The sequence below is a fragment of the Microbacterium sp. PAMC22086 genome, assembly GCF_019443525.1.
In the GTDB taxonomy this organism is placed as follows: Bacteria; Actinomycetota; Actinomycetes; order Actinomycetales; family Microbacteriaceae; genus Microbacterium; species Microbacterium maritypicum.
The window spans coordinates 2,422,483-2,442,358 of sequence record NZ_CP080380.1 but is presented as its reverse complement, the minus strand read 5'-3'; the positions used below and the strand labels follow the sequence as shown (position 1 = coordinate 2,442,358).

The window sequence follows — 19,876 nt, the reverse complement described above, 5'->3', positions numbered from 1 at the left end:
GCGCGCCTTTCGCACCGTCTTCGCGACGATCCCGTCGCCTGATCAGGAGGTCTCACCATGGCCGGACACAACAACGGCATCATCGATCCCCCCATCGACAACCTGCTCGACCGCGTCGACTCGAAGTACGAGCTCGTCATCTACGCCGCCAAGCGCGCGCGTCAGATCAACGACTACTACTCCGACCTGCACGAGGGAAACCTCTTCGACAACGTCGGCCCGCTCGTGGACTCCTCGGTCGAGGACAAGCCGCTCACCATCGCGCTGCACGAGATCAACGAGGACAAGCTCCGCCTTCGTCACGCAGAGTGATATTCGAGACCGCGCCTCCCGTACGTCGGAGGCGCGGTCCAGAATGGGTGCAACACCCTCCATCCGTCCGTCCCGTTCTGGAGTACCGATGAGCGCCCTGCGTCTGTTCACGTCCGAGTCCGTCACCGAAGGGCACCCGGACAAGATCTGCGATCAGATCTCCGACAGCATCCTCGACGGCCTCATCGCGAAGGACAAGGGTTCCCGCGTCGCCGTGGAGACGCTCGTCACCACGGGCCTCGTGCATGTGGCCGGTGAGATCCGCACCGACGCCTACGTCGACATCCCCACGATCGTGCGCCAGGTCGTGAACGGCATCGGCTACACCTCCAGCGACACCGGCTTCGACGGTTCTTCGTGCGGCGTCAGCGTCTCGGTCGGCGAGCAGTCGACCGACATCGCCCACGGCGTCGACAGTGCCCAGGAGCACCGTGACGGGTCATCGGTCGATCCGCTCGACGCTCTCGGCGCCGGTGACCAGGGCATCATGTTCGGCTTCGCGACGAACGAGACACCGCAGCTCATGCCGATGGCCGCCTGGACCGCCCACCGCCTCGCCGAGCGTCTCACCGAGGTGCGCCGCAGCGGAGCGCTGCCTTTCCTGCGACCCGACGGCAAGACCCAGGTCACGCTCGGCTACGACGGCTTCACACCGAAGACCGTCGACGCGGTCGTGGTCTCGACCCAGCACCACCCCGACATCTCGCAGGAAGAGCTCAAGGCACAGGTCCGTGAGCACGTGATCGACCCGGTGCTCGCGACCACCGGGCTCGACCTCGACGACGTCACGTTCTACATCAATCCCGCGGGTCCCTTCGTCACCGGCGGCCCCAAGGGCGATGCCGGTCTCACCGGCCGCAAGATCATCATCGACACGTACGGCGGGGCCTCCCGCCACGGTGGCGGCGCCTTCAGCGGCAAGGACCCGTCCAAGGTCGACCGCTCGGGTGCCTACGCCACGCGATGGGTGGCGAAGAACGCCGTCGCCGCAGGTCTCGCCGACCGCCTCGAGGTGCAGGTCGCCTATGCGATCGGTGTCGCGCGCCCTGTGGGTCTATACGTCGAGTCCTTCGGCACGGGCAAGGTGTCGGACGAGGTCATCACGCGCGCGATCAACGAGGTGTTCGATCTGCGCCCGCAGGCGATCATCGAGCAGCTCGACCTGTTGCGCCCGATCTACGCCCAGACGGCCGCCTACGGGCACTTCGGCCGCGAGCTCCCCGACTTCACCTGGGAGCGCACCGACCGCGCCGAAGAGTTGCGCCGCGCTGCCGGGCTCTGATGGGACCGCGGTCCTGATGCCTCCGGAGAGCCGGCGCATCGCGCGCGTGCTCCTCGATTCCCCTCTGCCTCAGCTCGATCGGCTCTTCGACTACGCCCTTCCTGCGCAGTGGGGTGAGGTTCCGCTGGGTGTTCGTGTCCAGGTGCCGCTGCGCACCGCCGGGCGCGTGATCGACGGCTACGTGGTCGACATCGACACCGAGGACGACGCCGACCGGGCGCTGTCCGAGGTCGAGAGCGTGGTGTCCACGGTGCCGGTGCTCCCCGAGCGTCTGCACACCCTCGCGCGTCGCGTCGCGGATCGCGCAGCGGGTTCGGCGTCCGACGTGTTGCGCCTGGTGATCCCCAAGCGTCAGGTGCGCGTGGAGAAGGCCTGGACCGCAGACACGCCGGCCGAGACACCCGATGCGGAGGCACTCGTCGTCGCAGAGGAGACCGTCGGCCTGTACGAAGGCCTCGGCGAGGTGCTCGACTCGGGCGGGCGCGCGGCTGTGGAGGCGATTCCCCAACTCGTCGACGGCATGCAGGGATGGGCCCGTCTGCTGGCCGCGTCGGCCGCTCGCATGCTCGCCGCCGGCAGGTCATCGATCATCGTCGTGCCCGACAGCCGTGACCTGGACCGGCTCCTCGCAGCCCTCGAGTCCCTCGTCCCCGCCGGCGCTGTGGTGCGTCACGATTCCCGGCAGAGCAATCCCGACCGCTATCGCGGCTTCCTCCGCACCCTCGAGGACGCCCCCTGCATCGTGGTGGGAAACCGATCGGCCGTCTATTCTCCCGTCGTGGCGGGACTGGTCGCGATCTGGGACGACGGCGATCCGCTTCTGGGGGAACCGCTGGCCCCGTACGTCAACGCACGCGACGCCGCCCTCCTGCGTCAGGAGCTGGAGGGGTCGGCCCTGCTGTTCGCCGGCCACACGCGGACGACCGATGTCGAGCGCCTGGTCGTCCTCGGCTGGCTGCAGGATGTCAGAGCGGCGCGCCGTGTGCTTCCTCGCGTCGTGCTCAGCACACCGCAGGAGATGGAGCAGCCGACCGCCCAGCGCATGCCGTCCTCCGCCTTCCTCGCCGCACGCACCGCTGCAGCCGAGGGCCCGGTGCTCGTGCAGGTCTCCCGGCCCGGCTTCTCGCCCTCTCTCGTGTGCGCGGAGTGTCGGGCTCCGGCGCGCTGTGCGCACTGCGGGGGGCCGCTCGGCGCGAAGCACCGCGGTGCCGTGCCGGTGTGCGCCTGGTGCGGCCGGGCCGCCAGCACCTGGTCGTGTCCCTCGTGCTCCTCGACGAAGCTGCGCCTCGCCTCTTCGGGCAGCGAACGCACCGCCGATGAACTGGGTCGCGCGTTTCCCGGCGTTCGGGTGATCGTCGCCGACAGCGCGCACCCGGTGGAGCGCGTCTCGGCGGCACCTGCGCTGGTGGTCGCCACACGCGGTGCCGAGCCTATCGCCGACGGCGGTTATCGCGCTGTCGTGCTCCTGGACGGCCCGCGCATGCTCCAAGCCCCCGATCTGCGCGTCGCCGAGTCGTGCCTGCGCTGGTGGTCGAACGCGGCAGCACTGGCGGCGCCGGGCGCTCCGATCCACCTGGTCGGCGTCAACGGGGCCGCAGCGAGGGCGCTGGCGACCTGGAACCAGGCGGGCCACGCCAGGGTCGAGCTCGAGAGCCGCGCTCCGCTGCACATGCCGCCGACGACGCGAGTGGCCCTGGTGCAGGGCTCGGCGTCTGCGGTCGCCGGTGCACTGGCCGCGCTGAACGACCTCGCCCTGCCTGCCGATGCGGTGCTCGGCCCTGTCCCCGTCGAATCCGACGACATCCCGCCGCGCGTCCGCGCTCTGGTGCGGTTCGAATACGGCGCGGGGGCGCGTGTCGCGACCGCCCTGCGCGCCGCGGTCGTGGCGGAAGCCGTCAGCGGGCGTCGCCGAAAGGGACGTGCGACCAAGAGCACGCTCTCCGTCCGCCTCGATATCCTCGAACCAGAGCTCTGACCCTTCCGGAGAACCTTCATGCGCCTCGTCTTCGCCGGCACACCCGCTGCGGCTGTGCCCACCCTTCGCCGTCTCGCGGCATCCCACGACATCGCTGCCGTCGTCACGCGGCCGGACGCGCCTCTCGGGCGTCGTCGCGTGCTGACCGCGTCGCCGGTGGCTCAGGCGGCCGAGGAGCTGGGCCTCCCGATCATCAAGGCCGCCCGGCTCGACGATGCCGTGACAGCCGAGATCACGGCGCTCGAGGTGGACCTCGGCGTGATCGTGGCCTACGGCGGCCTGGTGCGCGAACCCCTGCTCTCGGCGCCGAGAGCAGGATGGATCAACCTGCACTTCTCGCTGCTGCCCGCCTGGCGCGGAGCGGCACCGGTCCAGCGCGCTCTGATCGCCGGAGACGCGGTGCTCGGAGCGAGCGTCTTCCAGCTGGTCGCTGAGCTGGACGCCGGCGATGTGTTCGCGACGCACGCGGTCGATGTTCCCGAGACGGCGACGGCAGGGGAGGCCCTCGAAGCGCTCGCGTCGGAAGGGGCCGGAATCACCGCAGACGTGGTCTCCTCGATCGCGGACGGCACGGCGCTGGCGGTTCCCCAGGAAGGCGAGCCGACCTTCGCCGCCAAGCTCACCCTCGCCGACGGACTGCTCGACTGGAATCAGCCGCTCGATGCCGTGTTCGCCCGCTTCCGCGGCGTGACCCCCGAGCCGGGAGCACACACGACCGTCGCGGGTCAGCCTCTCAAGGTGCTCGAAGCGGCTCCGGCGCCGGATGCGGAAACGCTCGCTCCCGGGCGTCTCCGGGGCACCAAGACCGCCCTCCACATCGGCACGGGCACCACACCACTCGCCGTCACGCGGGTCCAGCCCGCCGGCAAGGGCGCGATGAACGCGGTCGACTGGTGGCGTGGTCTGCGCGGCGGCGACGAACTGGTGGCCGGAGCATGAGCGATGAGGGGCGGAATCGCCGATCCACGCCATCGAACGGGCGACCGCGTGGCGCGCGAGGTGCGACAGACGGGCGCCGTGGTGGTCAGCAAGGCCCCGTCCGCACCGTGCAGCCCGCCCGACGGGTGGCCTACGACGTGCTGCGCGCGGTGTCGGAGACCGACGCCTACGCGAACCTCGTGCTCCCCACGGCGATCGCGGAGGCACGACTCACGCCCCAGGATGCGGCTCTCGCCACCGAGCTGACCTACGGCACGCTGAGGCGCCTCGGCACCTATGACGCGATCATCGCCGCCGCGGCTGATCGCTCGCCGGACAGCATCGACCCCGCCGTCCTCGATGCGCTGCGCCTCGCGGTGCATCAGCTGCTCGCCACGCGTGTCGCCTCGCACGCGGCCGTCAACGAGTCCGTGAACCTCGTGGCCACGGAATCCGGACGAGGAGCGTCGAGCTTCGCGAACGCGGTTCTCCGCAGGATCACCCGTGAATCGGGCGAAGAATGGCAGACGCGCATCGAGCAGCACGCGCGGTCCGACGATGAGCGGCTGGCGCTGCGCGCCGCGCACCCGGTGTGGGTGATCCGCGCTCTGCGCCGTGCTCTCGCGGCCGAGGGCCGTGGCGAGGAGCTGGAGGCGCTCCTCGAGGCCGACAACGCCTCGCCGGATGTGACACTCGTCGCCCTTCCGGGGCTGGCCGAGCCGGGGGAACCCCGCCTTCCCTACGCATCGACGGCCTTCGTGTCTCCCGGGGGCGATCCGCGTCGTGCGGTCGAGGGTTCCGGTGGCACGGTGCGCGTGCAGGACGAGGGATCCCAGCTCGTGGCGCTCGCCCTGGCCGGTGCCGCTCCGATCACCGCCGGCGAGCGCTGGCTCGATCTGTGCGCCGGCCCCGGCGGCAAGACCGCTCTCCTGGCCGCAGTGGCGCACGAGCACGAGGTCACTCTGGAAGCGAACGAGATCGTCCCGGTCCGGGCGCGACTGGTGCGCAAGGCGCTCAGAGCCGTACCCGGCGAGATCGTCGTGCACGAGCAGGACGGGCGTGCACTCGCGTCGGCTCGGCCGGGGGAGTTCGACCGTATCCTCGTCGATGCTCCCTGCACGGGCCTGGGCGCACTGCGCCGTCGCCCTGAGGCGCGGTGGCGGAAGTCTCCGGCCGATGTCGCCGAACTGGTACCGCTCCAGGTGGAGCTGCTCTCGGCGGCCCTGGACGCTCTCGCCCCCGGCGGGATCGTCGCCTACGTCACGTGCTCGCCACACCTCGCCGAAACCACAGGGGTCGTGAAGGAGGTGCTGCGCGACCGCGCGGACATCGTCGAGCTCGACGCCCGTGCGGCGATCGCCGACGTCGCTCGCTCGCCGATCGATCTGGCCGACGAAGGCCGGACGGGTTCGGGCAGTGCTCAGCTCTGGCCGCACCGCCACGGGACGGATGCCATGTTCCTCGCGCTCCTGCAGCGCACCGCAACGGAGAACACTCCATCAGGGAAGGAAGACTAGGACCGTGGAACTGCCTCGCGCCCCGCGCATCAACCCGAGCATCCTCGCCGCCGACTTCGTGAACATGCAGGCGGATCTCGCCCGGATCGCGACCGCTGACTTCGTGCATGTCGACGTGATGGACAATCACTTCGTCCCCAACCTGACGTTCGGTCCGCAGATGGTCGAGCGCATCCAGGCGACCAGCCCGATCCCGCTCGATGTGCACCTCATGATCACGGATCCCGAGCGATGGGCTCCCGAGTACGCGGAGATCGGCGCGGCGAGCGTCACCTTCCATCTCGAGGCCGCGGACGACCCCGTCGCGCTGGCGCGCCGGCTCCGCGAGATCGGCTCTCGGGCCGGAGTCGCGGTGAAGCCCGCGACGCCCGTGGAATCCCTCTACGACGTGCTCGACGAGTTCGATCAGATCCTCGTGATGACCGTCGAACCCGGTTTCGGTGGACAGAGCTTCATGCCGGAGACGATGCCGAAACTTCGCGCTCTCGCCGAGGAGGCGCGTCGGAGAGGATCCCAGATCTGGCTCCAGGTCGACGGGGGCATCTCCGATCGCACCATCGAGATCGCGGCCGCCGCGGGTGCCGACACCTTCGTGGCGGGTTCGGCCGTGTACGGCGCCGATGATGTCGAGGCGGCCGTCACCCGGCTGAGAGACCTCGCCAGAGCCGCTAGCCTGGAAGCGTGAAGACTTTCGACGAGCTGTTCGCCGAGCTCAGCGTCAAGGCCGAGACCCGCCCTGAGGGATCGGGAACGGTCGCCGAGCTCGACGGCGGTGTGCACACGATCGGCAAGAAGATCGTGGAAGAAGCCGCCGAGGTGTGGATGGCTTCCGAGTACGAGTCTGACGAAGCCGCCGCCGAGGAGATCTCGCAGCTGCTCTATCACGTCCAGGTGATGATGCTCGCCAAGGGCATCAGCCTGCAGGACGTCTACCGACATCTGTGATGCGCTCCGTTCCGATCACCTCGAACTGAAAGCACTCCATGCTGCGCATCGCTGTTCCCAACAAAGGCTCGCTCTCCGAGACCGCCGCCGACATGCTCGCCGAGGCGGGCTACGCCGGTCGACGCGACCCCAAGACCCTGCACGTCATCGACGCCGAGAACGACGTGGAGTTCTTCTTCCTCCGGCCCAAGGACATCGCGACCTACGTCGGCTCCGGCGCGATCGATGTGGGCATCACCGGTCGTGATCTCCTGCTCGACGCGCGTATGCCCGGCGCTCGGGAGATCGAAGCGCTCGGCTTCGCCGGCTCCACCTTCCGCTTCGCCGCTCCGACGGGGCGCTACACGGATGTGACCGAGCTCGACGGCCTGCGCATCGCCACGTCGTATCCGGGACTGGTCGACGCGTTCCTCGACGAGCGCGACATCGCGGTCGATCTGGTGCCGCTCGACGGCGCCGTGGAATCCGCGGTCCGCCTCGGCGTCGCCGACGCGGTGGCCGATGTCGTCGAGACCGGAACGACGCTGCGTCAGGCCGGGCTCGAGGTGTTCGGTCCCGTCATCCTGGAGTCGGAGGCCGTGCTCATCGCCGGTCCCGTCGATGCCGAGGGCGCGGAGACGCTCCTTCGCCGCCTTCGCGGTGTGATGGTCGCTCGTCGCTTCGTGATGATCGACTACGACCTGCCCGTCGCTCTCCTGGACGACGCCGTGAAGATCGCCGGCGGCGTCGAGTCTCCGACCGTCTCACCGCTGCGCGACCCCGAGTGGGTGGCGGTGCGGGTGATGGTCGCGCGCTCGCGCGTCAACCCCGTGATGGACGCGCTCTACGCGCTCGGTGCGCGGGCCATCCTGGTCACCGCGATCCACAACGCGAGGCTGTGATGACGCTCGCCAGCCGTGTCATCCCGTGTCTCGACGTGGCCGACGGCCGTGTCGTCAAGGGCGTCAACTTCGAGAATCTCCGCGACATGGGCGATCCCGTCGAACTCGCCCGGCACTATGCCGCGCAGGGTGCGGATGAGATCACCTTCCTCGACGTCACCGCGACCGTGGATGCGCGGGCGACGACCTACGACGTCGTCCAGCGCACGGCGGAACAGGTGTTCGTACCGCTGACCGTCGGCGGGGGAGTGCGCAGCGTCGACGACGTGGCACGTCTGCTCTCCGTCGGCGCCGACAAGATCGGGGTCAACTCGGCTGCGATCGCGCGTCCGGAACTCATCGGCGAGATCGCCGATCGGTTCGGTGCGCAGGTACTCGTGCTGTCCCTCGACGTGAAGCGGGCCCCCACCACGCGTTCGGGCTTCGTGGTGACCACGCACGGGGGCCGTACCCAGACCACCCTCGATGCCCTCGACTGGGCGCGCGAGGCCGCGGAACGCGGTGCCGGCGAACTGCTCGTGAACTCGATCGATGCCGACGGCACGCGTGACGGCTTCGACCTGGAACTCGTCCGCCTGATGCGGGAGGCCGCCTCCGTGCCGGTCATCGCTTCGGGAGGCGCCGGGCGGGCTGCCGACTTCGCTCCGGCGATCAAGGCCGGTGCGGATGCCGTCCTCGCGGCGAGCGTCTTCCACACCGGTGCGCTCACCGTCGGAGACGTCAAGGACGCTCTTCGCGCCGAAGGGGTGCTCGTACGATGACCGACGCAGACACGCAGGCGACTTCCGTGGACGAGCGCATCGCCCAGGTCGCCTTCAACGCCGACGGACTCGCGCCCGTGATCGTGCAGCAGTGGGACACGCACGACGTGCTCATGCTCGCGTGGGTCGATGCGGAGGCCCTCCGCCGCACGCTCACGTCCGGGCGAGCCACGTACTGGTCGCGCTCGCGTCAGGAGTACTGGCGCAAGGGTGACACGTCCGGTCACATCCAGGTCGTGCGTGAGGCCCGTCTGGACTGCGACGGGGATGCGATCCTGCTCCTCGTGGCGCAGACCGGTCCCGCCTGTCACACCGGAACGCGCACCTGTTTCGACGCCAACGATCTCCAGGCCCTCACCGGGACGGAGCAGTCATGACCTTCGCGCAGCGGGGCCGCTCCCTGTCCGTCTCCGGTTTCCTCCTCGCCGGTGCGATCGGCATCATCTCGTCGACCCAGACATGGCTGACGGTCGAACGCGCCGACGCGGGCGAGGCGATCCTGGTCCCCGGCGCGTCCGCCCTGGTGCTGCTCGCCCCGCTCAGCCTGGCGGTGTTGGCGCTCGGCGCCGCGCTGTCGATCTCCGGCAAGGTCGTCCGTCTGGTGTTCGGCGTGCTCGCGGGGGCGACGGCTCTGTTCCTGGGCTGGTCGACACTCCAGCTGATGCTCGCCGAGCCCTTCGACGCCGTCGCCGCCACGGTCACCGAGGTGACCGGCCTCGCCGGTGGTGACGCGGTCCGTGAAGTCGTGGTGAGCATCGTGCCCTCGGCCTGGCCTTTCATCGCTCTGGTGGGCTGGGCCCTCCTGCTTCTCTCCTCCGTCGTGGTCCTGATGACCTGGCGTGGGTGGAAGGTCGGAGGCCGGCGTTACCGCACCGACCACGTCGAGGTCGCGCACGATGGCCCCGTCGACGCCGTGGATTCCTGGGACGAGCTGTCCCGGGGAACAGATCCGACCCGTTGACCCCGATAGACTGATTCCGAACTGCACGTCGTCCCCCGGAGGAGAACATGACCAACCCGATCGCCGACCCCGGCCACGGACACTCGCCTGCAGCCTGGACCGCCGTCGTGATCATGCTGGTCGGCGTCGCCGCCGGCACCGTCGCCTTCTGCTTCGAGCAGCCTGCCCTCGTCGTCGCCTCGGTCGCGCTCATCCCGATCGGCGCGATCGTCGGCTGGGTGCTCGCGAAGGCCGGCTACGGCGTGAAGGGTCCGAAGTACGCTCCGAAGGCGCACTAATGGTGCTCGCCGACCTGACGGCCGGCGCTGTCGCAGACGCTGAGCGTCGCGCCCTGTCGCGCCCGCTGGCCGCCCTCGAACGAGAGGCGCTCGCGCGCCCCGCCGCCAAGGACGCACTGTCGTTCCTGGCACCGGCGGATCGTGTCAAGATCATCGCCGAGGTCAAGCGGGCGAGCCCGTCCAGGGGAGCTCTCGCAGAGATCCCCGATCCGGCTCTCCAGGCCTCTCTCTACGAGACCGGCGGGGCATCGGCGATCAGCGTGCTCACGGAGGAGCGCCGCTTCGGCGGCAGCCTCGCAGACCTCGAGGCCGTGACGGCCCGGGTGTCGCTTCCGGTGCTGCGCAAGGACTTCATCGCCACCCGCTACCAGGTGCTCGAGGCACGTGCGGCGGGTGCCGACCTCGTCCTGCTGATCGTCGCGGGGCTCGAACCCGACGTTCTGCGCGACCTCTACGGTTTCATCGGCGAGTTGGGCATGACCCCCCTCGTCGAGACGCATTCCGCCGAGGAGCTCGAAGCCGCGATCGACCTGGGTGCACCGCTCATCGGGGTGAACGCGCGCGACCTCAAGACCCTCGAACTCGACCGCGACCTGTTCGGACGCCTGGTCGAGCGCATCCCCGACACGGCGGTGAAGATCGCCGAGTCGGCGGTGCTCACGCCTGCCGATGTCGTGCGCTACCGTTCCGCGGGTGCTGACGTCGTCTTGATCGGCGAGGCGCTCGTGACCGGCGACCCCGTCGCCACTCTCAAGAGTTTCCTGGAGGCATGATGAGCCTGCGCGACCAGCACGGCCCCTTCTTCGGTGAGTTCGGCGGGCGTTTCATGCCCGAGTCGCTCATCGCCGCGATCGATGAGCTGACCGCGGCGTACGAGGAGGCGATCGCCGATCCGGAGTTCCGGTCCGAGCTGGCGCATCTGCTCAGCTCGTACGCCGGCCGCCCGTCCGCGATCACCGAGGTGCCGCGGTTCGCCGAGCACGCCGGTGGTGCGCGCGTCTTCCTCAAGCGCGAGGATCTGAACCACACCGGCTCGCACAAGATCAACAACGTGCTCGGTCAGGCGCTGCTGACCAAGCGCCTGGGCAAGACCCGTGTGATCGCCGAGACCGGTGCCGGTCAGCACGGCGTCGCCACCGCGACCGCAGCCGCCCTGTTCGGCCTGGACTGCACCATCTACATGGGCGAGGTCGACACCGAGCGTCAGGCGCTCAACGTGGCGCGCATGCGCCTCCTGGGCGCTGAGGTCGTTCCGGTGACCTCAGGTTCGCGCACGCTCAAGGACGCGATCAACGACGCCTATCGCGACTGGGTGGCGTCGGTGGAGACCACCAACTACATCTTCGGCACCGCGGCGGGACCGCACCCGTTCCCCGCGATGGTCCGCGACTTCCAGAAGATCATCGGCGAAGAGGCCCGCGCCCAGCTGCTCGACGAGGTGGGTCGGCTTCCCGACGCGGTCGTGGCCTGCGTCGGCGGTGGATCCAACGCGATCGGCATGTTCGACGCGTTCCTCGACGACGAGGGCGTCAAGCTCTACGGCGTCGAAGCTGCCGGCGATGGCGTCGACACCGACAAGCACGCGGCGTCGATCGAGCGCGGGCGCCCCGGCGTGCTGCACGGCGCGAAGACGTACGTCCTCCAGGATGCGGACGGCCAGACGGTCGAGTCGCACTCGATCTCCGCCGGGCTCGACTACCCGGGCGTCGGTCCGGAGCACTCCTGGCTCGCCGACATCGGGCGGGCCGAGTACATCCCGGCCACCGATGATGAGGCGATGCAGGCACTGCGCCTGCTCAGCCGCACCGAGGGGATCATCCCGGCCATCGAGTCGGCCCACGCCCTCGCCGGCGCGCTGCGCATCGGGCGCGATCTCGGCCCCGATGGACTGATCGCGATCTGCCTGTCGGGCCGAGGCGACAAGGACATGGACACCGCAGCCCGCTACTTCCAGCTCTACGACGAGGCTGCTCTGGCACACGACGTCTCCGCGGAGAGCGAAGAGGAAGAACTGGCCGCGAAGGGGGAGCCGCAGCTATGAGCCGTGTCGAACAGGCGATCCAGCGCGCCCAGGACGCCGGCCGCAGCGCCTTCGTCGGGTATCTCCCCGTCGGCTTCCCCGACCTCGAGACGAGCATCCAGGCGGCCATCGCCCTCGCCGAGAACGGCGTCGACATCATCGAGCTCGGCCCGCCCTACAGCGACCCTGTGATGGACGGCGCAATCATCCAGGAGGCGACGACCAAAGCACTGGCTGCGGGCTTCCGGATGGCCGACCTCTTCACCGCGATCCGCGCGATCACCGCGGCCACCGACGTCCCCGTCCTGGTGATGACGTACTGGAACCCGGTGATGCAGTACGGCATCGATCGCTATGCGGACGACTTGCTCGCGGCGGGCGGCGCCGGCCTCATCACTCCCGACATCACGCCCGACGCGGCTGGGGAGTGGATCGCCGCGAGTGAGCGGACGGGCCTGGACCGGGTGTTCCTGGCGGCCCCGACCTCCTCCGACGAGCGTCTCGACCTCGTCGTGAAGTCGTCCACCGGCTTCGTCTACACCGTCTCGACGATGGGCATCACGGGGGAGCGCGCCGAACTCGACCGCGCTGCCCGGACCCTGGTCGGACGTCTGCGTGCGCACGGAGCGCACCGCGCCTGCGTGGGCATCGGCATCTCGACCGCCGAGCAGATCGCCGGGGTGTCGGAGTACGCCGACGGCGCGATCGTCGGCACGGCCCTGGTCCGAGCCCTGCGCGACGGCGGCGTACCCGCTCTCGCCGAAGTCACCCGCAACCTGGCCACCGGCACCGCGTCGGCACGCCCCGATCACGAGAACTAGAATCGCACTCATGTCACTCGCGCTCCACAGCACCTTCACGAACGTGCTCGCCAGCATCCCGAGCCCCACGGTCTCCTATTTCGACCTCGGGCCGATCCGGATCCACTTCTACGCGCTGTGCATCATCGCCGGCATCATCGCCGCCACGTTCCTGACCAACCACCGCCTCACCAAGCGCGGTGCGGAGCCGTGGGTGGTCATCGACATCTCGATCCTCGCGGTGCCGCTGGCGATCATCGGAGCGCGCATCTTCCACGTGCTGACGCACCCGAACGACTACTTCGGCGAGGGGATCAACACCTGGAACCCCTTCCAGCCGGGCTCGGTGTGGGCGATCTGGGAGGGCGGAATCGCGATCTTCGGCGCCCTCATCGGCGGCGCCATCGGCGCGTACCTGGGGTGTCGCTGGACGGGCATCCGCTTCTGGACGTTCGCGGACGCCCTGGCCCCCGGACTGCTGCTGGCTCAGGCCATGGGCCGCTTCGGCAACTGGTTCAACAACGAGCTCTTCGGGCTGCCCACCGATCTGCCGTGGGGTCTGGAGATCCCTTCCACGAACTCGGCCTTCCCTCCGGGCCTCCCCGAGGGCACGCTGTTCCACCCGACCTTCCTCTACGAAGTCCTCTGGAACGGGTTGGGCGTCATCGTGCTGCTCTGGCTCGGGCGCAAGCTCTTCTTCCAGTGGGGCCGTCTGTTCGCGATCTACCTGATCTGGTACAGCGCTGGCCGCATCGTCTGGGAGTCGATCCGCATCGATCCGAGCGAGATCATCCTCGGTCTGCGCAGCAACGTGCTCGCGGCGATCATCGGCGTCCTCGTCGGCCTCGCGATCCTCGTCGTGCAGACGCGTCGTCACCCCGGCCTCGAGCCCTCGCCGTACCAGCCGGGCCGCGAACGGAAGGAGGCGGGCGCTGATGTACAATCGCAGAACAATCCCTCTGACTTCGTAGACGTGAGCGAGCCTCCGACCGAAGAAGTCACCGCAGGAGCCACCGCCACAAGCACTGCTCCCACGAGCGAGGACGGCTCTCGATAACGCCGCCTCGTGGCGGGAGAACCATTGCACTGAACGAGCGGGCCGACGTCGTCCCCGGGTTTCACTCGAAGATCTGAGGACGGTAACTGGTGTACTTCCAGCCCCCTTACGGCGCCTCCGGCGCATACCCCCCGAAGCAGGGCATGTACAACCCGGCGTTCGAGAAAGACGCCTGCGGCCTCGCCATGGTCGCGACACTGCGCGGCGAAGCCGGGCACGACATCATCGCGTTGGCCCTCGAGGCCCTGCGCAACCTGGAGCACCGCGGAGCCATCGGCTCGGATGCGGGCACCGGGGACGGCGCCGGCATCCTGACGCAGATGCCCGATGCATTCCTCCGCGACGTCGTCGGCTTCGAACTGCCGCCCGTGGGGGAGTACGCCGCAGGACTGGCGTTCCTGCCTCGCGATTCGAGCGAGCGCCGCCAGCAGAAAGCCGGGATCGAGAAGATCGCCCGTTCCGAGGGACTCCGCGTCCTCGGCTGGCGTGATGTCCCCACCGCCAACGAGAACCTCGGCAAGCTCGCCGACGAGGCGCGTCCCGCCTTCGAGCAGCTCTTCGTGAGTGCCGGAGGGGCGACGCATACGGATGCCCCCCTCACAGGCATCGCCCTCGACCGGGTCGCCTACCGTCTGCGCAAGCGCGCCGGGCACGAACTCGGCGCCTACTTCGTCTCGCTCTCGGCCCGCACGCTCGGGTACAAGGGCATGGTCACGACGCTGCAGCTCGAGCCGTTCTATCCCGACCTGCAGGATGAGCGCTTCGCCTCCGAGCTCGCGGTCGTGCACTCGCGCTACTCCACCAACACGTTCCCGTCGTGGCCGCTCGCCCAGCCGCTGCGCATGCTCGCCCACAACGGCGAGATCAACACGGTCGGCGGCAACCGCAACTGGATGCGCGCCCGCCAGTCGCAGCTCGAGTCCGAGCTCCTCGGCGACATCACGCCGCTGCTGCCGATCTGCACCGACGGCGCCAGTGACTCCGCCTCGTTCGACGAGGTGCTCGAACTGCTCACCCTCACCGGACGCAGCCTCCCGCACGCCATCATGATGATGGTGCCGGAGGCGTACGAGAAGCAGGCCGACATCACGCCGGAGCTGCGCTCGTTCTACGAGTACCACTCCAACCAGATGGAGCCGTGGGACGGTCCGGCAGCGCTCATCTTCACCGATGGCACGCTCGTCGGCGCGACCCTCGATCGCAACGGCCTGCGTCCTGGACGCTGGACGGAGACGACCGACGGTCTGGTCGTGATCGGCTCCGAGACCGGTGTGCTCCAGTTCGAGCCTGAACGCATCAAGCGTCGCGGTCGCCTGCAGCCGGGCAAGATGTTCCTCGTCGACACCTCGCAGCGTCGCATCATCGAGGACAGCGAGATCAAGCACGACCTCGCCACCATGCACCCGTGGCAGGAATGGCTGGATGCCGGCGCCGTCCGGCTCGCCGAGCTGCCCGAACGCGAGCACATCGTGCACCCGCCGGCATCGATCACCCGTCGACAGCGCACCTTCGGATACACCGAGGAAGAAGTCCGCATCCTCCTCACGCCCATGGGGCAGACGGGTGTCGAGCCGCTCGGCGCCATGGGGTCGGACACGCCGATCGCGGTGCTCAGCAAGCGTCCTCGCCTGCTGTTCGACTACTTCACGCAGCAGTTCGCGCAGGTGACGAACCCGCCGCTCGACTCGATCCGTGAAGAGGTCGTCACGAGCCTCAAGCTGGGCCTCGGTCCGGAGAGCAACCTGCTCTCCTGGGGACCGGAGCACACCCGCACCGTCTCGCTCGACTTCCCGGTGATCGACAACGACGAGCTCGCGAAGATCCGCCACATCGACAAGGCGATGCCGGGTCGGTCGAGCGCGACCATCCGTGGCCTCTACCACTTCGACGCGGGTCCCCAGACTCTGCAGGACCGTCTCACCGAGATGTGCGCCGAGGCCGACGAGGCGATCGAGAACGGCGCCGAGTTCATCATCCTGTCGGACCGCGACTCGAACAAGGACCTGACGCCGATCCCGTCCCTGCTCATGGTGTCGGCGATCCACCACCACCTCATCCGCCGCGAGAACCGCATGAAGGTCGGGCTCATCGTGGAAGCCGGAGACGTGCGCGAGGTACACCACGTCGCGACGCTGATCGGCTACGGAGCCTCCGCCGTCAACCCGTATCTCGCGATGGAGACGGTCGAGCACCTCGTGCGCACCGGCTACATCACCGGCATCACGCCCGAGAAGGCGGTCAAGAACCTGATCTACGCGCTGGGCAAGGGCGTGCTCAAGATCATGTCGAAGATGGGAATCTCCACGGTGTCGTCCTACGCGGGCGCCCAGGTGTTCGAGGCGGTCGGCCTCAGCCAGGAGTTCATCGACGCGTACTTCACCCGCACCGAGTCCAAGCTCGGCGGGATCGGCATCGAGGAGATCTTCGCCGAGAACCAGGCGCGGCACGACTACGCCTACCCGGAGGATGCCGCGGCCCGCGCGCACGAGCGACTGTGGACCGGTGGTGAGTACCAGTGGCGCCGCGACGGCTCTCCGCACCTGTTCAACCCGGAGACGGTGTTCAAGCTGCAGCACTCGACCCGAACACGGCGCTACGACATCTTCCGCGAGTACACGAAGCTCGTCGACGAGCAGGCGGCCGAGCTCAAGACGTTGCGTGGACTCTTCAGCCTGCGCACCGGCACCCGCAAGCCCGTGCCGCTGGACGAGGTCGAACCGGTCTCCGCCATCGTTAAGCGCTTCTCCACGGGTGCGATGAGCTACGGCTCGATCTCGCGTGAAGCGCACGAGACGCTCGCGATCGCGATGAACAGCATCGGTGCGAAGTCGAACACCGGTGAAGGCGGCGAGGACCCGGACCGTCTCGTCGACCCCGAGCGTCGCAGCGCGATCAAGCAGGTCGCCTCGGGTCGCTTCGGCGTCACGAGCCTGTACCTGACCGAGGCGGACGACATCCAGATCAAGCTCGCCCAGGGCGCCAAGCCCGGTGAGGGTGGTCAGCTGCCGCCGACCAAGGTCTACCCCTGGGTCGCGCGCACCCGTCACGCGACGGCCGGTGTGGGACTGATCTCGCCGCCGCCGCACCACGACATCTACTCGATCGAAGACCTCAAGCAGCTCATCTTCGACCTGAAGCGGGCGAATCCCGAAGCACGCATCCACACCAAACTCGTGAGCCAGTCGGGAATCGGCGCGGTGTCGGCGGGTGTCGCCAAGGCTCTGAGCGACGTCATCCTGGTCTCCGGCCACGACGGCGGGACGGGTGCGAGCCCGTTGAACTCGCTCAAGCACGCGGGCACGCCCTGGGAGCTCGGCCTCGCCGAGACGCAGCAGACCCTCATGCTCAACGGGATGCGGGACCGCGTCGTGGTGCAGGTCGACGGTCAGCTCAAGACCGGTCGCGACGTCATCATCGGAGCACTCCTGGGCGCGGAGGAGTTCGGCTTCGCCACCGCTCCGCTCGTGGTCAGCGGCTGCATCATGATGCGCGTGTGCCACCTCGACACCTGCCCGGTCGGTGTCGCCACGCAGAACCCGGTTCTGCGTGAGCGCTTCACGGGCAAGCCCGAGTTCGTCGTGAACTTCATGGAGTTCATCGCGGAGGAAGTGCGCGAACTCCTCGCCGAGCTCGGCTACCGCTCGCTCGACGAGATCATCGGTCGCGCCGAGCTCATCGAGGTCAACGCCGCGGTGGAGCATTGGAAGGCCGAGGGCCTCGACCTCACTCCCGTGCTCGAAGGCCCCGTCTTCCCGGCGGGCGAGCCTCGCCGCAGCGGTCGCGCGCAGGATCACGAGCTCGAGAAGCACTTCGACGTGCAGCTGATCGACATCGCGAAGGGGGCGCTGCTCAACGGCGAACCCGTCGTGGTGGAGCTGCCCATCGCCAACACCGAACGCGCGGTCGGAACGATGCTGGGTCACCAGGTGACCTCTCGGCACGGTGCCGCTGGTCTGCCGCAGGGCACGATCGACGTCACCCTGCACGGCACCGCGGGACAGTCGCTCGGGGCGTTCCTGCCGCCGGGGATCGTGCTGCGGCTGGAAGGTGATGCGAACGACTACGTCGGCAAGGGCCTGTCGGGCGGTGACATCACCATCCGTCCGCCGCGCGGCTCCGCCATCGCACCCCATGAGAACGTCATCGCCGGCAACGTGATCGGCTACGGCGCTACCTCGGGGACGATGTTCATCTCCGGTGTCGTCGGCGAGCGGTTCCTGGTGCGCAACTCCGGCGCGACCGCCGTCGTCGAGGGCGTGGGCGACCATGCACTCGAATACATGACCGGTGGCCTGGCCGTGATCCTCGGTTCGACCGGTCGGAACTTCGGCGCCGGCATGTCCGGGGGAGTGGCGTACGTGCACGCGCTCGACACGAGCAAGGTCAACGCCCAGTCGCTGGGCAGCGGGGAGCTGCTGCTCGAGCCGCTGGACCGCGCGGATCTCGAAGTGCTGCGCAGCCTGCTCGTCGCACACATCGAGCGCACCGCGTCTCCGCGGGCGTCCGCGCTTCTCGAGAGTTTCGAAGAGGCCGCGGCAGAGTTCGTCAAGGTGCTGCCTCGCGACTTCGCCGCGGTGCGGAGCATGCGCGAGGAGGCGCTGGCCGAGGGGATCGACCCCGACGGCGACATCGTGTGGAACCGCATCCTGGAGGTGACCGGTGGCTGACCCCAAAGGCTTTCTGAATGTGACCGAGCGGGAGCTTCCCGCACGTCGTCCCGTGCCCGTGCGCATCATGGACTGGAAAGAGGTCTACGAGCCCGGAGACACGCAGGTCCTCCGCCGTCAGGCCGGACGCTGCATGGACTGCGGTGTGCCGTTCTGCCATCAGGGCTGCCCGCTCGGCAACCTGATTCCGGAGTGGAACGATCTGACGTGGCGCGGCGAGGGCCGCGCGGCGATCGAGCGCCTGCATGCGACGAACAACTTCCCGGAGTTCACGGGCCGGCTGTGCCCCGCACCGTGCGAGAGCTCGTGCGTGCTCGGCATCAACCAGCCGGCGGTGACGATCAAGCAGATCGAGGTCTCCATCATCGACGAGGCCTTCGCGAAGGGCTGGGTCGAGCCCGAGCCGCCTGAGCGCCTCACCGGCAAGACGGTCGCTGTGGTCGGATCAGGGCCCGCGGGCCTCGCGGCCGCCCAGCAGCTCACCAGGGCCGGGCACACCGTCGCAGTCTTCGAGCGTGACGATCGCATCGGCGGTCTGCTGCGCTACGGCATCCCGGACTTCAAGATGGAGAAGACGCAGCTCGAGTCGCGCCTGCGTCAGATGCAGGAGGAAGGCACCCGCTTCCGTGCGGGTGTCGAGATCGGCAAGGACATCTCCTGGCCCGACCTCCGCGCCCGCTACGATGCCGTCGTCATCGCGACCGGATCGACCGTGCCGCGTGATCTCGCGATTCCCGGACGCGACCTCGACGGCGTGCACTTCGCCATGGAGTATCTCGTGGAGTCGAACCACGCGGTCGCCGGAGACAAGGTCACCGACCAGATCAGCGCCGAGGGCAAGCACGTCATCGTGATCGGCGGCGGAGACACCGGTGCGGACTGCATCGGCACCGCTCACCGTCAGGGCGCGCTCAGCGTGACCAACCTCGCGATCGGCAAGCAGCCCGGCGATACGCGTCCCGACCACCAGCCGTGGCCGATGATGCCGACCGTCTTCGAGGTCTCCTCCGCGCACGAGGAAGGCGGTGAGCGGGTCTTCCTCGCATCGACCGTCGAGTTCCTCGGGAACGAGGTCGGCGAGGTCCGCGCGCTGCGTGTGGCCGAGACGGAGTACATCGACGGGCGCCGTGTGCCCAAGAGCGGCACCGAGCGGGAGATCCCGGCGGATCTGATCCTGATCGCGATGGGGTTCACCGGACCGGAGCAGGGCGGGTACACCGACGACACGCTTCCGCAGGTGACCGAGCGCGGTGCCTTCGGGCGCGACTCGTCGTACGAGTCGACGGTTCCCGGCGTGTTCGTCGCCGGCGACGCAGGCCGCGGACAGTCGCTCATCGTATGGGCCATCGCCGAGGGCCGTGCAGCGGCCGCGAACGTCGACCGATTCCTCATGGGCAGCACCGTGCTGCCCGAGCCGGTGCGTCCGAGCGATGTCGCGATCGCTCTCCAGCCCGCGTAGGCTGAGGCCGGCACCGTCGCCGGATTTACCTTCCCCCACTTCT

At 68.9% G+C, this 19,876-nt stretch carries 18 protein-coding genes; all 18 read left to right on the top strand.

Translation table 11 applies throughout. The features are described 5' to 3' along the window. Positions 1-57: 57 nt before the first annotated feature. The 18 genes from rpoZ (at position 58) to KY497_RS12070 (ending at position 19,833) form a co-directional block, all read left to right on the top strand. Positions 58-312 (top strand): DNA-directed RNA polymerase subunit omega, encoded by a 255-nt coding sequence (gene rpoZ / locus KY497_RS12155; RefSeq protein ID WP_017204385.1) that lies wholly within the window; start codon positions 58-60, stop codon positions 310-312. A gap of 88 nt (positions 313-400) precedes the next feature. Continuing rightward, positions 401-1,594 (top strand): methionine adenosyltransferase, encoded by a 1,194-nt coding sequence (metK, locus tag KY497_RS12150; protein ID WP_141386743.1) that lies wholly within the window; start codon positions 401-403, stop codon positions 1,592-1,594. A 16-nt stretch (positions 1,595-1,610) separates the two neighbouring features. Beyond that, entirely contained in the window at positions 1,611-3,569 is a 1,959-nt protein-coding gene (locus KY497_RS12145; protein WP_219869143.1) for a primosomal protein N', read from the top strand. Positions 3,570-3,587: 18 nt separating this feature from the next. Then, positions 3,588-4,508 carry a methionyl-tRNA formyltransferase gene (fmt, locus tag KY497_RS12140; protein ID WP_141386741.1) on the top strand — a complete coding sequence of 307 codons (921 nt, stop codon included), beginning with the start codon at positions 3,588-3,590 and terminating at the stop codon, positions 4,506-4,508. Continuing rightward, the gene (locus KY497_RS12135) at positions 4,505-6,004 is read left to right on the top strand and encodes an RsmB/NOP family class I SAM-dependent RNA methyltransferase (RefSeq protein WP_375140914.1); all 1,500 of its coding nucleotides are present in this window, start codon (positions 4,505-4,507) and stop codon (positions 6,002-6,004) included. Before fmt ends, KY497_RS12135 begins: the two co-directional genes overlap by 4 nt. A gap of 64 nt (positions 6,005-6,068) precedes the next feature. Beyond that, complete coding sequence (rpe, locus tag KY497_RS12130; RefSeq protein ID WP_229778910.1) at positions 6,069-6,689, top strand: ribulose-phosphate 3-epimerase; 621 nt, start codon at positions 6,069-6,071, stop codon at positions 6,687-6,689. Beyond that, entirely contained in the window at positions 6,686-6,949 is a 264-nt protein-coding gene (locus KY497_RS12125; RefSeq protein WP_017830573.1) for a phosphoribosyl-ATP diphosphatase, read from the top strand. Before rpe ends, KY497_RS12125 begins: the two co-directional genes overlap by 4 nt. 38 nt (positions 6,950-6,987) lie before the next feature. Beyond that, the gene (gene hisG / locus KY497_RS12120) at positions 6,988-7,830 is read left to right on the top strand and encodes an ATP phosphoribosyltransferase (RefSeq protein WP_055872502.1); all 843 of its coding nucleotides are present in this window, start codon (positions 6,988-6,990) and stop codon (positions 7,828-7,830) included. Continuing rightward, complete coding sequence (gene hisF, locus KY497_RS12115) at positions 7,830-8,591, top strand: imidazole glycerol phosphate synthase subunit HisF (RefSeq protein ID WP_055868143.1); 762 nt, start codon at positions 7,830-7,832, stop codon at positions 8,589-8,591. Before hisG ends, hisF begins: the two co-directional genes overlap by 1 nt. After that, the gene (hisI, locus tag KY497_RS12110) at positions 8,588-8,968 is read left to right on the top strand and encodes a phosphoribosyl-AMP cyclohydrolase (protein WP_218682301.1); all 381 of its coding nucleotides are present in this window, start codon (positions 8,588-8,590) and stop codon (positions 8,966-8,968) included. Before hisF ends, hisI begins: the two co-directional genes overlap by 4 nt. Next, the gene (locus KY497_RS12105) at positions 8,965-9,552 is read left to right on the top strand and encodes a Trp biosynthesis-associated membrane protein (protein WP_219869142.1); all 588 of its coding nucleotides are present in this window, start codon (positions 8,965-8,967) and stop codon (positions 9,550-9,552) included. Before hisI ends, KY497_RS12105 begins: the two co-directional genes overlap by 4 nt. Before the next feature lie 47 nt (positions 9,553-9,599). After that, the gene (locus tag KY497_RS12100; protein ID WP_017830578.1) at positions 9,600-9,830 is read left to right on the top strand and encodes an HGxxPAAW family protein; all 231 of its coding nucleotides are present in this window, start codon (positions 9,600-9,602) and stop codon (positions 9,828-9,830) included. A gap of 2 nt (positions 9,831-9,832) precedes the next feature. Next, entirely contained in the window at positions 9,833-10,603 is a 771-nt protein-coding gene (trpC, locus tag KY497_RS12095) for an indole-3-glycerol phosphate synthase TrpC (RefSeq protein ID WP_219870341.1), read from the top strand. After that, entirely contained in the window at positions 10,603-11,871 is a 1,269-nt protein-coding gene (gene trpB, locus KY497_RS12090) for a tryptophan synthase subunit beta (protein ID WP_055868152.1), read from the top strand. Before trpC ends, trpB begins: the two co-directional genes overlap by 1 nt. Next, positions 11,868-12,671: a tryptophan synthase subunit alpha gene (gene trpA, locus KY497_RS12085; protein ID WP_055872505.1), complete on the top strand. Its 804-nt coding sequence runs from the start codon at positions 11,868-11,870 to the stop codon at positions 12,669-12,671. Before trpB ends, trpA begins: the two co-directional genes overlap by 4 nt. Before the next feature lie 10 nt (positions 12,672-12,681). Beyond that, a complete protein-coding gene (gene lgt, locus KY497_RS12080) occupies positions 12,682-13,707 on the top strand; it encodes a prolipoprotein diacylglyceryl transferase (RefSeq protein ID WP_218682100.1) in 1,026 nt (341 codons plus the stop codon). Between the two features lie 143 nt (positions 13,708-13,850). After that, positions 13,851-18,374 carry a glutamate synthase large subunit gene (gene gltB / locus KY497_RS12075; protein ID WP_141386812.1) on the top strand — a complete coding sequence of 1,508 codons (4,524 nt, stop codon included), beginning with the start codon at positions 13,851-13,853 and terminating at the stop codon, positions 18,372-18,374. After that, positions 18,367-19,833, top strand: a complete 1,467-nt coding sequence (locus KY497_RS12070; RefSeq protein WP_219869141.1) for a glutamate synthase subunit beta — start codon at positions 18,367-18,369, stop codon at positions 19,831-19,833. Before gltB ends, KY497_RS12070 begins: the two co-directional genes overlap by 8 nt. Positions 19,834-19,876: the final 43 nt, after the last annotated feature.

Bases quoted from the DNA above. Each gene is read 5' to 3' on its own strand.
- rpoZ (WP_017204385.1), top strand. From the start codon at position 58: ATGGCCGGACACAACAACGGCATCATCGATCCCCCCATCGACAACCTG.
- metK (WP_141386743.1), top strand. From the start codon at position 401: ATGAGCGCCCTGCGTCTGTTCACGTCCGAGTCCGTCACCGAAGGGCAC.
- KY497_RS12145 (WP_219869143.1), top strand. From the start codon at position 1,611: ATGCCTCCGGAGAGCCGGCGCATCGCGCGCGTGCTCCTCGATTCCCCT.
- fmt (WP_141386741.1), top strand. From the start codon at position 3,588: ATGCGCCTCGTCTTCGCCGGCACACCCGCTGCGGCTGTGCCCACCCTT.
- KY497_RS12135 (WP_375140914.1), top strand. From the start codon at position 4,505: ATGAGCGATGAGGGGCGGAATCGCCGATCCACGCCATCGAACGGGCGA.
- rpe (WP_229778910.1), top strand. From the start codon at position 6,069: ATGCAGGCGGATCTCGCCCGGATCGCGACCGCTGACTTCGTGCATGTC.
- hisG (WP_055872502.1), top strand. From the start codon at position 6,988: ATGCTGCGCATCGCTGTTCCCAACAAAGGCTCGCTCTCCGAGACCGCC.
- hisF (WP_055868143.1), top strand. From the start codon at position 7,830: ATGACGCTCGCCAGCCGTGTCATCCCGTGTCTCGACGTGGCCGACGGC.
- hisI (WP_218682301.1), top strand. From the start codon at position 8,588: ATGACCGACGCAGACACGCAGGCGACTTCCGTGGACGAGCGCATCGCC.
- KY497_RS12105 (WP_219869142.1), top strand. From the start codon at position 8,965: ATGACCTTCGCGCAGCGGGGCCGCTCCCTGTCCGTCTCCGGTTTCCTC.
- KY497_RS12100 (WP_017830578.1), top strand. From the start codon at position 9,600: ATGACCAACCCGATCGCCGACCCCGGCCACGGACACTCGCCTGCAGCC.
- trpB (WP_055868152.1), top strand. From the start codon at position 10,603: ATGAGCCTGCGCGACCAGCACGGCCCCTTCTTCGGTGAGTTCGGCGGG.
- trpA (WP_055872505.1), top strand. From the start codon at position 11,868: ATGAGCCGTGTCGAACAGGCGATCCAGCGCGCCCAGGACGCCGGCCGC.
- lgt (WP_218682100.1), top strand. From the start codon at position 12,682: ATGTCACTCGCGCTCCACAGCACCTTCACGAACGTGCTCGCCAGCATC.
- gltB (WP_141386812.1), top strand. From the start codon at position 13,851: ATGTACAACCCGGCGTTCGAGAAAGACGCCTGCGGCCTCGCCATGGTC.